At 71.8% G+C, this 13,478-nt stretch carries 12 protein-coding genes; 6 read left to right on the top strand and 6 right to left on the bottom strand.

The window, feature by feature from the left end:
• Nucleotides 1–6: 6 nt before the first annotated feature.
• Entirely contained in the window at nucleotides 7–1,392 is a 1,386-nt protein-coding gene (locus tag ACIQAC_RS28235) for a transcriptional regulator (protein ID WP_402195546.1), read from the bottom strand.
• A 329-nt stretch (nucleotides 1,393–1,721) separates the two neighbouring features.
• Between ACIQAC_RS28235 and ACIQAC_RS28230 the strand changes: the two genes are divergently transcribed.
• From ACIQAC_RS28230 to ACIQAC_RS28220, 3 genes are all read left to right on the top strand, one after another.
• Entirely contained in the window at nucleotides 1,722–2,375 is a 654-nt protein-coding gene (locus tag ACIQAC_RS28230; protein WP_402195545.1) for a bifunctional DNA primase/polymerase, read from the top strand.
• A gap of 153 nt (nucleotides 2,376–2,528) precedes the next feature.
• Nucleotides 2,529–3,299 (top strand): ABC transporter ATP-binding protein, encoded by a 771-nt coding sequence (locus ACIQAC_RS28225; protein WP_402195543.1) that lies wholly within the window; start codon nucleotides 2,529–2,531, stop codon nucleotides 3,297–3,299.
• Complete coding sequence (locus tag ACIQAC_RS28220; RefSeq protein ID WP_402195541.1) at nucleotides 3,296–4,903, top strand: transporter; 1,608 nt, start codon at nucleotides 3,296–3,298, stop codon at nucleotides 4,901–4,903. The genes ACIQAC_RS28225 and ACIQAC_RS28220 overlap by 4 nt, the downstream gene beginning before the upstream one ends.
• A gap of 117 nt (nucleotides 4,904–5,020) precedes the next feature.
• Here ACIQAC_RS28220 and ACIQAC_RS28215 read toward each other — a convergent pair whose 3' ends face one another.
• Both ACIQAC_RS28215 and ACIQAC_RS28210 read right to left on the bottom strand, forming a co-directional pair.
• Nucleotides 5,021–5,896, bottom strand: a complete 876-nt coding sequence (locus tag ACIQAC_RS28215) for an alpha/beta fold hydrolase (RefSeq protein ID WP_402195540.1) — start codon at nucleotides 5,894–5,896, stop codon at nucleotides 5,021–5,023.
• A 572-nt stretch (nucleotides 5,897–6,468) separates the two neighbouring features.
• Nucleotides 6,469–7,161 carry a metal-dependent transcriptional regulator gene (locus ACIQAC_RS28210; RefSeq protein ID WP_020130217.1) on the bottom strand — a complete coding sequence of 231 codons (693 nt, stop codon included), beginning with the start codon at nucleotides 7,159–7,161 and terminating at the stop codon, nucleotides 6,469–6,471.
• Nucleotides 7,162–7,414: 253 nt separating this feature from the next.
• Here ACIQAC_RS28210 and ACIQAC_RS28205 point away from each other — a divergent pair, with 253 nt between their 5' ends.
• Entirely contained in the window at nucleotides 7,415–8,170 is a 756-nt protein-coding gene (locus ACIQAC_RS28205) for an SIS domain-containing protein (protein WP_402195538.1), read from the top strand.
• A gap of 140 nt (nucleotides 8,171–8,310) precedes the next feature.
• Here the strand turns inward: ACIQAC_RS28205 and ACIQAC_RS28200 are convergent, their stop codons facing one another.
• The 3 genes from ACIQAC_RS28200 to ACIQAC_RS28190 all read right to left on the bottom strand — a co-directional run bounded on the left by ACIQAC_RS28200 (nucleotide 8,311) and on the right by ACIQAC_RS28190 (nucleotide 11,452).
• Entirely contained in the window at nucleotides 8,311–9,774 is a 1,464-nt protein-coding gene (locus ACIQAC_RS28200; protein WP_402195536.1) for a PAS domain-containing protein, read from the bottom strand.
• Between the two features lie 146 nt (nucleotides 9,775–9,920).
• Complete coding sequence (locus ACIQAC_RS28195) at nucleotides 9,921–10,766, bottom strand: GNAT family N-acetyltransferase (RefSeq protein ID WP_402195534.1); 846 nt, start codon at nucleotides 10,764–10,766, stop codon at nucleotides 9,921–9,923.
• A gap of 95 nt (nucleotides 10,767–10,861) precedes the next feature.
• Entirely contained in the window at nucleotides 10,862–11,452 is a 591-nt protein-coding gene (locus ACIQAC_RS28190; RefSeq protein ID WP_402195532.1) for a TetR family transcriptional regulator, read from the bottom strand.
• A gap of 109 nt (nucleotides 11,453–11,561) precedes the next feature.
• On the opposite strand from ACIQAC_RS28190, the gene ACIQAC_RS28185 reads away from it, so the two are divergent.
• Together ACIQAC_RS28185 and ACIQAC_RS28180 are read left to right on the top strand one after the other, a co-directional pair.
• Nucleotides 11,562–12,452 carry a hypothetical protein gene (locus ACIQAC_RS28185; protein WP_402195529.1) on the top strand — a complete coding sequence of 297 codons (891 nt, stop codon included), beginning with the start codon at nucleotides 11,562–11,564 and terminating at the stop codon, nucleotides 12,450–12,452.
• 47 nt (nucleotides 12,453–12,499) lie between these two features.
• Nucleotides 12,500–13,453: a zinc-dependent alcohol dehydrogenase family protein gene (locus ACIQAC_RS28180; RefSeq protein WP_402195527.1), complete on the top strand. Its 954-nt coding sequence runs from the start codon at nucleotides 12,500–12,502 to the stop codon at nucleotides 13,451–13,453.
• Nucleotides 13,454–13,478: the final 25 nt, after the last annotated feature.

Genomic DNA, 13,478 nt, shown 5'->3' with positions numbered 1-13,478 from the left:
AGCCGTTCACGCGGCCGGCTGGAGATCGATCCGCGCCCCGAACTCCCTTACCACGGGCTCCTCCTGATACGGCTCCAGCCGCTGCTGGAAATCCTCCAGATACTCGGCGCCCCGGTTGGAACGCACCGACTCCAGCAGTTCCACCGCCTTCAGACCCGTGTGGCAGGCCTCCTCGATCTCGCGCTTCTGCACCTGCGCGGTGGCCAGCAGGACATAACCGATGGCCCGGCGGCGCGCCCGGGTCTCCGGATGGGCGGCGAGGGCCTCCTGGGCGTACCGGGCCGCCGCGTCGGCCTGGCCGAGGTCGCGGTGGCAGTGCGCCAACTCGTCCGCCAGATAGGCCTCGTCGAAGTGCGCGATCCACACCGGGTCGTCGCCGGACTCCGGTTCGGCCTGCTCCAGCGCGCTCAGCGCCCGCCCGGACGCCGCCTGTGCCGACCGCGCGTCGCCCAGGAGCGCGTGCCCGCGCGCCTCGGCGGCGTGGAACATCGCCTCCGCGCGCGGAGTGACATGCCCGCGTGCGCCCTCCTGCGCCGCGCGCGCCAACTGCGCGATCTCACGCGGGTTTCCGAGCTGCGCGGCGAGGTGGCTCATGGAGGCCGCCAGCACATAGCCGCCGTAACCCCGGTCGCCCGCGGCCTGGGCCAGGCGCAGGGCCTGGATGTAATAGCGCTGGGCGAGGCCCGGCTGCCCGGTGTCGACCGCCATGTACCCGGCGAGCTCGGTCAACCGGGCCACCGACGCGAAGAGTTCCCGTCCGACGGCCTCCCGGTAGGAGCCGGCCAGCAGTCCGGAGACGACGCTGTTGAGGTAGTGCACCACGACCGGGCGGACGTGCCCGCTGCCGTACTGGTGGTCCAGGTCCACGAGCGCCTGCGTCATCGCCCGCACCGCCGCCACGTCGGACTGGCCCACGCGCGGGCCCGCCGAGCGCGCGACCTGCGTGTCCGGCGACGAGATCAGCCAGTCGCGGCTGGGCTCGACGAGCGCGGAGGCGGCGACGGACGAACCGGACAGGAAGTCCCGGCGCCCGACATCGCTGCGCCACAGCTCGCAGACCTGCTCGATCGCGCCCAGCACGGTCGGCGAGAACTGGAGGCCGACGCCGGACGCGAGGTTCTTGCCGTTGGCCATGCCGATCTCGTCGATCGTGACCGTACGGCCGAGTTTGCGGCCGAGCGCCTCCGCGATGATCGCCGGGGCCCGGCCCCGCGGCTGCTGTCCGCGCAGCCAACGGGCCACGGACGTCTTGTCGTAACGCAGGTCGAGTCCGTGCTCCGCGCCGCACATGTTGACCCGGCGGGCCAGCCCGGCGTTCGAGCAGCCCGCTTCCTGGATGAGCGCCTGCAACCGTTCGTTCGGCTGCCGCGCGACGAGAGGCCTGGCGGCCATGGGCTTACCCCCAATGACAACGGTGCCTGCCCGCGCACCGAGTTGACGTGACTTCCCTGCCGCACCCAGCCGCCGCCCCCTGCCCGGGACCGCCGAAAAGATCCGGCCTTGAAGATCAATGCCCCGTGGACTTACCGCTAATGCGAAGCATGGGTGGATTGCCGGGGTAAAGGCGGATGCCGCCCCCACACCTGGCTACCCAGCTCCCGCCGCGGATCCTCCTGCGCGCCCCCGTCCATGCATCGATGCGCCCCGGACGCCGGACCGATGCCCCTCCCCGGCGCGCGATACGCCCGTAACCCCCGGTTGGCCTGGGAGTTGTGTTCAGCGTGGAAGAGACGATCCAGGGCACCGAGGCAGCACAGATTCCGAAGCAGCGGGGGGAGTCGCTGCTGGAGACCGCCGTACGTTACGCAGAGGAACGCCACTGGGACGTGTTCCCCGGCACCTGGCTGGAACCTGTCGAAGGGGTGCAGCGCTGCTCGTGCGCGGACCCGGCCTGTGGTGCGCCGGGGGCGCATCCGACGCGCCCCGACTGGGCGACCCAGGCGACCGGGAGCGCGACCGTCGCGCGCCGCATGTGGCAGAAGCAGCCGGACGCGTCGATTCTGCTGCCGACGGGGCGGACCTTCGACGCGATCTCCGTGCCGGAGACGGCGGGGTTCCTCGCGCTGGCGCGGATGGAGCGGATGGAGCTGACACTGGGGCCGGTGACGTTGACGCCGGATCGGCGGATGCAGTTCTTCGTGCTGCCGGGTGGGTCGGTGAAGGTGCCGGATCTTGTGCGGAAGCTGGGGTGGGTGCCGGGGTCTCTCGACCTGGTCGCGCTGGGGGAGGGTGGGTTCGTGGCCGCGCCTCCTACGCGGTTCGGGTCTCGGGGGGCTGTGCAGTGGGCGTGTCGGCCTACGCCCGCGAATCGGTGGTTGCCGGATGCGGAGGAGTTGATCTCGCCGTTGGCCTACGCCTGTGGGCGGGATCGGTAGGCGCGGTTTCGTCTGCCGGGGTGCTGTTGAGGGGCGGCCGTCCCTTGTCCGTGGTTGCTCGCGCAGTTCCCCGCGCCCCTTCGCGTGTGCGTGGTCGGTGCGCGCAGTTCCCCGCGCCCCTCCAGGCGCGCTGGTGCACCGTAGGGTGCGGATATGACCTCTGCTGTTCGTGTGGTTGGGCTTTGGAAGCGGTTTGGGGAGCATGTGGCTGTCGGTGGGGTCGATCTCGATCTGCCCGCCGGGAAGTTCATCGGGCTCGTCGGACCCAACGGGGCCGGGAAGACCACGACCCTGTCGATGGTGACCGGGCTGCTCCGGCCCGACCAGGGGTCCGTGGAGGTCGTGGGGCACGACGTGTGGCGCGACCCGGTCGAGGTCAAGGCACGGATCGGTGTGCTCCCCGAGGGGCTGCGGCTCTTCGAGCGGCTGTCCGGGCGGGAACTGCTCGCCTATACGGGACGGCTGCGCGGCCTGCCGGGCGACGAGGTCGACAAGCGGGCCACCCAGCTGCTCGACGTACTCGATCTGGCGGGCGCCCAGCACAAGCTGGTCGTGGACTACTCGACCGGTATGCGCAAGAAGATCGGACTGGCCGCCGCGCTGCTGCACAACCCCGAGGTGCTCTTCCTGGACGAGCCGTTCGAGGGCGTCGACCCGGTGTCGGCGCAGACCATCCGGGGCGTCCTGGAGCGGTACACCGCCTCCGGCGCGACCGTCGTCTTCTCCTCCCATGTGATGGAGCTGGTCGAGTCGCTGTGCGACTGGGTCGCCGTGATGGCCGCCGGCCGGATCCGCGCACACGGCTCGCTCGCCGAGGTCCGCGGTGACTCCCCCACCCTCCAGCAGGCGTTCCTCCAGCTGGTCGGCGCGAACGGCCGTACCGCCGGATCCGACCTCGACTGGCTCGGCGGAGGCGCCCGGTGACCGGCCGCACGGCCGGCCCGGCGACCACCCTGACCTCGACCTTCGTACGGCTGAAGCTGTCGCTGCTGCGCAACGGACTGCGTCAGTCCGCCGGACGCCGGGCCGCCTACATCGCCTCCGCGGTCGTGGTACTGCTCTTCGCCGCGCTGCAACTGCTCGGCCTGATCGCGCTGCGCGGGGTCGAGCACGCCGACTCCGTGGTCGTGCTGCTGGTGGCCGTGTTCGGGCTCGGGTGGGCGGTCATGCCGCTGTTCTTCCCCGGCGGGGACGAGACCCTGGACCCGACCCGGCTGGTGATGCTCCCGCTGCGGACCCGGCCGCTGGTACGGGCCCTGCTGGTCTCCTCGCTGGTGGGCATCGGGCCGCTGTTCACGCTGTGCCTGTTCGTCGGATCGGTGATCGCGGTGGCGCACGGACCGGCGGCGTACGTCGTCGGGGTCCTCGCGATCGTGCTCGCGCTGCTGGTGTGCGTGGCGCTCGCGCGGGCCGTCGCGGCCGCCAACATCCGGCTGCTGACCAGCCGCAAGGGCCGGGACCTCGCCGTACTGAGCGGACTTGTCGTCGCGGTCGGCGCGCAGGTCGTCAACTTCGGTGCGCAGCGCATCGGTTCGTCCGGGCTGGGGCAGCTCGACCCGGCCGCGGACGTGCTGCGCTGGATCCCGCCCGCGTCGGCGATCGCCGCGGTGGACGCGGCAAGCGACGGGTCGTACGGGATCGCCGTCCTCCAACTCGCCCTCACCGCCGGTGCGGTGGCCGCGCTGGTCGCCGTGTGGGCGCGGCATCTGGACCGGCTGATGACCTCGCCGGACGGCTCCACGCTCCAGGCCGCCGGCGACACGACCGTCCGCGACCGCCCGTCCCGCAGCCGGCTGCTGCCCGCCGGGCGCACCGGGACGGTCATGGAACGCAGCCTGCGCTATGTCTGGCGCGATCCCAAGACCAAGGCGGCCTGGGTGACCTCGCTCGCGATCGGTCTGATCGTCCCCGTGTTCAACGCCCTCCAGGGCACCGGCTCCATCTACTTCGCCTGCTTCGCCGCCGGAATGCTCGGCATCCAGATGTACAACCAGTTCGGCCAGGACACCTCGGCGTTCTGGATGGTCGCGATGACCATCTCGTCGACCCGTGACGCCTACGTCGAGTTGCGCGCGCGGGCGTACGCCCTGCTGGTGATCACCTTGCCGTACGCCGCCCTCGTCACCGTCCTTACCACCGCGCTGCTCGGCGACTGGGCGCGGCTGCCGGAGGTGCTGGGGCTGTCGTTCGCGCTGCTCGGCGCGATGCTGGCCACTGGCGCGTGGACGTCGGCGCGGTTCCCGTACTCCATCCCGCAGGAGGGCTACAAGAACGTGGCCCCCGGCCAGAGCGGGCTCGCCTTCGTCTCGATCTTCGGCGGAATGGTCGCCGCCGCGCTGCTCTGCGCGCCGGTCATCGCCCTGACGATCGTCCTGCACACCAGCCCCGACGGAGACGCCTGGACCTGGCTCCTCCTCCCCACAGGCACGGCCTACGGCACAGCCATCGCCTACCTCGGCCTACGCCTGGCGGCCCCCAGAACGTCCCGCCACCTCCCAGAAATCCTCACAGCAGTAAGCAAGGCCTAACCAGACGTTCCGGGGCGCCTGCAAGGCTTTTAGGGGCGCGGGGAACTGCGCGACCAGCCACGACGACGGGAAAGCCGCCCTCAGACCCCAGCAAGGCAGACGCCCCCGCCCCCACCCCTACCCCAACGACTCAAGAAACGGCTCAATAGCCCCCCGCCAAGCCGACGGCTGGTCATAGTGCACAAGATGCCCCGCATCAGACACCTCCGCATACCGCCCCAACGGCAACACCCGCACCATCTCCTGCGCCTCGGCCCGCCCGAGCTCCCCGTCCAGCCCCCGCACCACCAGCGCCGGACACCGCACCTGCGCCAACTCGTCCCAGTGCGCGTCGTACACCCACGTCTCCCGCGTCCGCAGCATCTGCTCCGGCTCGAACACCGGCCGCCACCCGTCCGCCGACTCGTGCATGACCTCGGCGTAGAACTCCCCCCGCGCCGCGTTCGGCCGCTCCACCCACGGATCGTCCTCGCCGAACCACTTCCGTACGTCGGCGATCGTCGCGAAGGGCAGCGGCCAGGACCGGAACCACTCGTCCCACTCCCGCTGCGAGGCCGCGCCCAGCGCCGACGCGCGCATGTCGCAGATGATCAGGCCCCGCACCAGGTCGGGCCGTTTCGCGGCGAGCTGCCACGCGGTCAGCGCGCCCATCGCGTGGCCGATGAGGACCACGGGGGCGAGGCCGAGCTGTTCGAGTGCGGCCTCGGCGTCGTCGACGTAGGCCTCGCGGGTGTAGGCGGCCTGAGGGGGCTTGTCGCTCTGGCCGTGGCCGCGCTGGTCGAGCGCGACGGCACGGTGCCGCTCGCAGAGCCAGCGGGCGGTGGAGGCCCAGTGCGAGGCCCGGCCCATCAGGCCGTGGAGTAACAGCACCGCCGGGGAGTCGCCCGCCCCGGCCACCCCCTCGCTCCCCGGGACGGTCTTCGGGGGGTCGCCGAACTCCCAGGCGGCCAGGCGTACGCCACCCGTACCGGTCACGTCGATGCGCCGCACCATTGGTCCTGGCACCCCCCAAGCTCCGCCCGGCCGGCCCGCTCCCCACGAAGCGGTCGGTCCAGTCCACCGCGTACTGCCTGCCGTAAGTACCGCTTTCCTGTCGGTTTCCCGCGGCTTCGACGGCGATTCCCCGCCCGCCACACCAACCGCAGACTATCGAATGCACATTCGAAGTTGCTGCTTCCGCGGCCAACACCCCTCATTCGAGTGACCCACCGGAAGGAATGATCGCCGCAGCCCAGGGGAGACCTTCTGCGGGAGGCGGGCCGCTCGGGGAAACCGGTCCGCCGGGGGACGACCCTGGGAGCTCGGGGCTCCGGGTCGGCAAGGGGAGGACAGGCCCCGGCGCCGCACGGCGCCGGGGCCCTCACCATGTTCACGGCACATCCGCCCGCCCCCTGTCGGTCCTATGCCTAGGCGACAGCCTTGCACGCGAACCGTCGGTACGCTGCCGTTCGGCACAGCCGGATTCCAGAATCGACGGATCGGCGGCACCGCACAACTCCCGCCCGATTCACGGGAGTTGACAACGGGCTACCGGCCACCGGCCACCGGCCAGGCCGCCTCCCGGCTCAGCGCTTGGCGACGAAGACGTGGGACGCCACGTCCGACTCCAGCTCGGCCGCCTCGCCACCACTGCCGACCAGCACACCACCGGCCGACTCCGTCACGCTCACCACCGAACCGGGCTGCACACCCGCCCGACGCAGGGTGTACATCAGCTGCGCGTCCGTCTGGATCGGCTCACCGATCCGGCGCACCACGACCGTCTTGCCCTCCAGACCCGGGTCGAGGTCGGCCAGCGAGACCATGCCCTCGTCCAGGAACGGATCGGCGCCGTCCTTCTCGCCCAGCTCCTCCAGGCCCGGGATCGGATTGCCGTACGGCGACTCGGTCGGATGCCGCAGCAGCTCCAGCACGCGACGCTCCACCGCCTCGCTCATCACGTGCTCCCAGCGACACGCCTCCGCGTGCACCTGCTCCCACTCCAGGCCGATCACGTCGACCAGCAGACACTCGGCCAGCCGGTGCTTGCGCATCACGCGCGTCGCCAGCCGACGGCCCTCGTCCGTCAGCTCCAGATGCCGGTCGCTCGCCACCGAGACCAGACCGTCGCGCTCCATCCGCGCCACCGTCTGGCTGACCGTCGGCCCGCTCTGGTCGAGCCGCTCGGCGATCCGGGCGCGCATGGGGACCACACCTTCCTCCTCCAGCTCGAGGATGGTGCGGAGATACATCTCCGTCGTATCGATCAGTCCGGACATACGTGCCCCTCGATTAGCTCTGCCGAAGGCTCGACGGCTCTTCGGCGCGTGCGCTGGCCCTGGACTCAATTCTGACGCATACCACTGACAAGCGTGCCTCGCCGGGGAAACGAGGCGGTTTCACAGGGCTCGCCCGCCGGCCCCACCACCGTACGCGCACCGCCCGCACCGCCGTATTGACACGGCCTTGGTCCAGACCGCACGGTGATCCGCGACACATCGTCAGGTACCGCAAAGGGCGAAGGGGCTCTGCATGGGTGACGGCAAGCTGGCCGACCAGTACTTCGACGCCGCGATCGACCTGCTGCGACGCGTACGCGACGAGGACGCCGAGCCCATCGCGGCCGCCGGCAACCTGCTCGCCGACACCGTCGCCGCGGGCGGGCGGCTGTTCGCGTTCGGCGCCGGCCACTCCTCGCTCGCCGCGCAGGACATCGTCTACCGCGCGGGCGGCCTCGCCCTGATGAACCTGCTCACCGTGCCCGGCGTCGTCGGCGTCGATGTGATGCCCGCCACGCTCGGCTCCGCCCTGGAGCGCGTCGACGGACTCGCCAGTGCCGTCCTCGAGTCCTCGCCGCTCCGCGAGGGCGACGTCCTCGTGATCATCTCGCTGTCCGGCCGCAACGCCCTGCCCGTCGAGATGGCCTCGAAGGCCCGCGAGCTCGGCGTCCACGTCATCGGCGTGACCTCCGTCGCCTACGCCACCGAGACCACGTCACGGCACGTCTCCGGCACCTACCTCAAGGACCACTGCGACATCGTCCTCGACTCCAGGATCCCGGTCGGCGACGCCGAACTCACCCTCGACAACGTCCCGGCCCCCTTCGCCCCCGCGTCCACCGTCGTGACCACCGCCCTCCTCCAGGCCGTCCTCGCCACCGCCGCCGGCTCCCTCGCCGAACGCGGCATCGAACCGCCCCTCCTGCGCTCCGGCAACGTGGACGGCGGCCTGGAATGGAACAGCAAGGTCATGCAGCAGTACGGCGACAGGATCTTCTACCGCCACTGACACAAGCGGACCCCCCGAAGGCGGCGCAGCCGCCTGCCAGGGGCACGGGGACCCGCAGCCGACCGACGCTTTCAAGGGGCGCGGGGAACTGCGCGACCAGCCACAACGGACCCGCACGGCCCGACCGCCCGACCGCCCGATCACTCCCCCGCATCATCGGCCCGCCCTGCAAGGGCAACCACCTCGGCCAGGTCCAGCGCCACAGCGATCCGCACGGCCACATCCTCGGCGTACAGACTGTCCGACCGCTCGAACTGGTTCCGCCCCCCACCCCGCAGAAACGTCACGACCCCCAGCGTCCGCCCCCGGCTCCGCAGCACCGAGCACAGCACATGCACCGTGTCCCCCGGCCACTGCCGGGCCACGGCCCACGTACGCGCCTGCTCCGCCGCCACCGACCCGGCGCTCGCCCGCACGGACCCCGCCCGCTCCACACACTGCAACGCCGGATGCCCCGCCGCATACCGCGCGGGCAGCCCCGCCCGGCCCCCCAGCCGGCTCGGCCCCGGCGCCCCCATCGGCGTCTCCGCCACCCGTACCAGCCGCACCGGCCCCGGCGCGCCGTCCGCCATCGCACCACCGGCCACCCGGTCGAGCACGGCGTGGTCGGCGAATCCGGCCAGCGCGAAGTCCAGATGGACCGTCGCCGCCTCCGCAGGGTCCTCGCACTCGGCGGCGGCCCGCGCCGCGCGGTGCAGCTGGTTCGTCCGGAACCGCAGCAACGACGCCTCCTGCTCGCCCTGCTTCGCCTCCGTCACGTCCTGGAACAGCCAGCCCACCCCCAGCGGCACCGGCTCCTCCGCGAGCGGCGACGCCAGCCGCACGAACCCGCTCAGCCAGCAGCGCCGCTTCTCGCCCTCCGGCGTGCGCACACTCACCCAGATCTCGGCCGGAGCCGGCGGCGCGCCCTCCGCGAGCACATGCGTCAGCGCGCTCTCCAGCTCCTCCACACCCGCCGCCAGCAACTCCCCCAGCGGCCGCCCGAGCACCGACGTACGCCCCGTACCGAGCGCCCGCGCGGCATGCGCGTTCACCACGGCCGGCCGCAGATCCACGTCGACCAGCACCACACCCCAGCTCGCGTCCTCGAACAACGCCTCACTGAGCGCGATGGACCGCTCCAGGTCGATCTGCGCGTGCACCTCGCTGAACGCGCAGTACACGCCCGCGGGCTTGCCGTCAGGGCCGCGCACGGCCGCCGACTGCGTGCGTACGAGCACCCGGCCGCCGTCCTTCGTCAGCAGCGCGAACTCGTGCACCTGCCGGCCCGGCGCCTGCATCGCCGACAGCAGCCGCCCCTCGACCTCCTCGGCGTCCGCGCTGCGCACGGCCCACCCGGCGAGACCGTGCCGGCCCACCGCCTCGGCCGCGGTCCAGCCGAGGATCCGCTCGGCCTCACGGTTCCAGTGCGTCACGACCCCGTCCGCGTCGAACGCGCATAGCGCCGCGTCCATGCCGTCCAGCAGGGCCGCGAGCAGATCGGGCCCACGGGTGCCGTCGGGCCCGCCGGCACCGGAGTCGTCCGGTCCGTCCGGCCCGTCGGGACCGTCAGGACCCTCCGGACCGAGTTCGTCCGTGGTTCCACTACGCCGGGAAGCACTCACCTGAACCCCCTACAGGTTTGCGTCCGCACGAACGGCGCGTCGGTTCGCTCACTTGCAATCATTCAACTCGAACGTGACGCAGCCCACATCTGGTTCCCACAAGATTGCCGGGAATCGTTGTAGGCCGGAAACCAGCTCCGCCGTCCTCACGCGGGGTCCGTCAGCCGCAGATCGACCCACTCGTCGCTCTCACCGGGCAGCACATAGCGCTCACTCTCGGCGAACCCCCGCGCGGCGGCGAACCGCAGCCCGTCCCCGTTGGCCGCCAGCACCACCGTCTCCACCGCCCCGGCACCCAGCCCGCGCGCGTGCGCGAGTCCGTCGTCGTACAGCACCCGCCCGATCCCCCGCCCCCGGAACGCGGGCAGCACCCGGGCGATCACCGTGGCCACCCGCTCCTCCCCCGCCGGCGGCCGCACGGTGGAACACCCCACCAGCACCTCCCCCAGATAGGCGTTGACCAGCCGATACCGGCCGACCCGCGCCCGGGCGTCGTCGAGCGACATGGCGGCGGCCGGCACCACGGCGTTGTGCACGTGCCGCCACTCCTCCACCATCGCGTCCCCGTCGACCCCCACCACCCGCACCCCGTCCCCGACGGGCCCGCGCCGCGCGTCCACCTCGATCTCGATCCTCATACGTTCGTCCGCGAGCCCGCACACCATCATCGTGGCCGCCGGCCGCACCTGGCCGAACGCGGCCCGCAGCACCGGCCAGCACGGCTCGAAGTCCTCCCGCGCGGGCAGCAGATAACGCACCCGCACCACATCGCCGAACGTGCACCCGGCCTCCGCCAGCGCGTCCCCGATGTTCCGCAGACACTGCCCGGCCTGCTCCACCACGTCGCCGGAGATCGTCATCGCCCGGTAGTCGAACCCGGTGGTCCCCGACACATGCACCCGGTCCCCGTCCACGACGGCCCGCGCGTACCCGATCCGCTCCTCGAAGACGGACCCGCTGGAAACCGCGCGCCGCCGCATGAAGTCGCCCATGCGGGCGACGCTAGAGGCGCCCACCCCGGCACGTCCAAACCTTTGCGCCGCCCCCGCACGGGTCGGCGCAGCTTCTGCGCCACACTCCGCGCGGATCAGCGCAGCAGCTGCGCCACCGTGCGTCGGAAGCGGAGCATCGGCTCGGCCGAGGACGTGGCCTTGGCCTTCACGGCGCCCCCCTCGAAGGCGTCCACGATCAGCTCCGCCAGGTCGGTGGAGGCGATGCCGGTGGTCAGCTCGCCGGCCTCCTTCGCCTCGTCGATCAGCCTGGCCAGGTTCACCACCCAGTCGTCGAGGTACAGCCCGACAGCGGACGCGACGACGGGGCTGTGGGCGCGGACCTCGCCCGCGAAGTTGCCCATCAGACAGCCGCGCTCCGCGAAGACCGCCAGCCCGAGGCCGACGATGTGGTCGAGGTGTCTCTCGATCCGTTCCAGGGGGCTGCCCTCGGTCGGGCCGGCGAGCGAGGCGAGGCCGATGCCGTCGACGTAGAGGTTCAGGGCCGCGACCGCCAGATCCTCCTTGCTGGAGAAGTGGTTGTAGAAGGTGCCCTTGGGGGATCCGGCCGCGTTCATCAGGTCCTGCACGCTCGTGCCGGTGTAGCCCCGGAGATGGAACTGGTCCAGGGCGGCCTCGAGGATGCGCTGCCTGGTGTCGAACGACGCGGCGTTCTTTGTGCGGGCCACGGTGATCCCTCGTCTCGTCTGACCGGTCGTCTCACTATTGTGCCACCGTCGCGGAGCTGGCCCGGGAGGCGATTGACGAATAACGAGACGACTGGTCATACTTCACAGCATGAACGCTCACCACTCCCGAGGGCGACGCGACTTCCTGCGCGCCGCCACCGCCGTGGCGGCCACCGCCGCGCTGGCCGAGACCCAGCTGACCGGCACCGCCACGGCGGCCGGCCACCACCACGGAACGGACGGTCGCCCCGACGGGACGGACCGCCCCCACGACAGGCGGAGCACCGCCGCCCTCGTCGAACGGATCCACCGGGCCCACGGCGGCCTGCGACTTTGGCGCGACGCGCGGCACATCAAGGCGGACGTCACCTACGGCGGCCCCTTCTGGGCCTTCAAGGGCGTCCCCGCCTTCGTCGGCACCGACCACGTCGTCGCCGACATCCACCGCCAGCACATCCGGCTGACCCAGCCCTCAGGCCGCGTCATCGAGTTCGACAAGAGCCGCGACCTCGTGACCGTCACCGAACCCGGCGGACGCCTCGAACGCCTCCGGCACCCCCGCGCCACCTTCGACGGCTACACCGGCGAGAGCCGGTGGAGCGTCGCGCAGGCCGGCTACTTCCGCGCCTACGCCACCTGGCTCTACCTCGTCGAGGCCTTCGTCCTCACCCACCCCGGCGTCAGGATCACCGAGATCGAGCCCTGGCACGAGAACGGCCGGACCTGGCGCGTCCTGAACGTCACCTTCCCCGCCGGTATCGACACCCACAGCCGCGACCAGCAGTACTACTTCGACGCCGACGCCCACCTGGTCCGCCTGGACTACGCACCCGAGATCAACGGGTCCGCCCCCACCGCGCACTACCAGCCACGGCGGGCCGCCTTCGACGGCGCCGTGATCACCACCAGGCACGAGATCTTCGGCCGCAACGCGGACAACACACCCGACCGCTCCCTGGTCCGGATCAGCCTCGACGTCGCCAACGCCTCCGTCCACTGACCCCGCACCGGCAACCGCCCACCCGCACCCCACACACGAGGCAAGCCATGAAAGCACTCCAGTACGACCTGTTCGGCGACGCCCGGCAGGTGCTCAACCTGGTCGAACTGCCCGAACCCGACGCCCCCGGACCGGGCGAGGTCCTCGTCGAAGTCCTGTACGCGCCCCTCAACTTCCACGACCTGCTGCGCATCGGCGGCCACGTGGCGCCGCCGGCGCTGCCCGCGGTGGCCGGCAACGAGGGCGTGGCCCGGGTGGCGGCGGTGGGCGACGAGGTGACCGGACTCGCGCCCGGCGACATCGTCGTCCTGCCCCTGCTGCTCGGCACCTGGCGCGAACGGCTCGTGGCCCCGGCCGCGGGCATGATCCCGCTGCCCGCCGGCGACCTCCGGCAGTACGCGATGCTCGGCAGCAACACCCCCACCGCGGGACTCGCCCTCTCCGAGTACGTGCCCCTCGCCAAGGGCGACTGGGTCGTGCAGTCCAGCGGCAACGGCGGAGTCGGCCGCAACGTCATCGCCCTGGCAAGGGCACGCGGCCTGCGCACCGCGAGCGTCGTACGCAGGCCCGAACTGGTCGACGAACTCCTCGCCGCGGGCGCCGACGTGGTCCTGCTCGACGGCCCGGACCTCGCCGCCCGTATCACCACGGCGATCGGCGACGCGACCGTACGCCTCGCGATCGAGAGCGTCGGAGGCCGTACCGCGGACGCGCTCATCGAGGTCCTCGCACCCGGCGGCGCCCTGGTCCGCTACAGCGCGAACGACGACATCGACCAGGACGGCCGCGGTGCCGCGAAGGACATCAAGGTCGAGTTCCTGTTCGTCGCCGCCTTCGACCACGCCACGAAGATCGCGCCGGTCATCGCCGAAACGGTCCCGCTGCTCAGCGCCGGCGACCTCAGGGTCCCGGTCGAGGCCGTCTACGACCTCGCGGACATCAACGCCGCCCTCGCCCACCTCGTACGCGGCGGCAAGATCCTGCTCCGCGTCCAGGACTGACACCCCGCCATGCACCCCGACCGGA

This window comes from Streptomyces sp. NPDC088387, from assembly GCF_044753385.1.
In the GTDB taxonomy this organism is placed as follows: domain Bacteria; phylum Actinomycetota; class Actinomycetes; order Streptomycetales; family Streptomycetaceae; genus Streptomyces.
The sequence above is the reverse complement of the archived record's forward strand: the minus strand, read 5'-3'. Positions and strand labels throughout refer to the sequence as shown.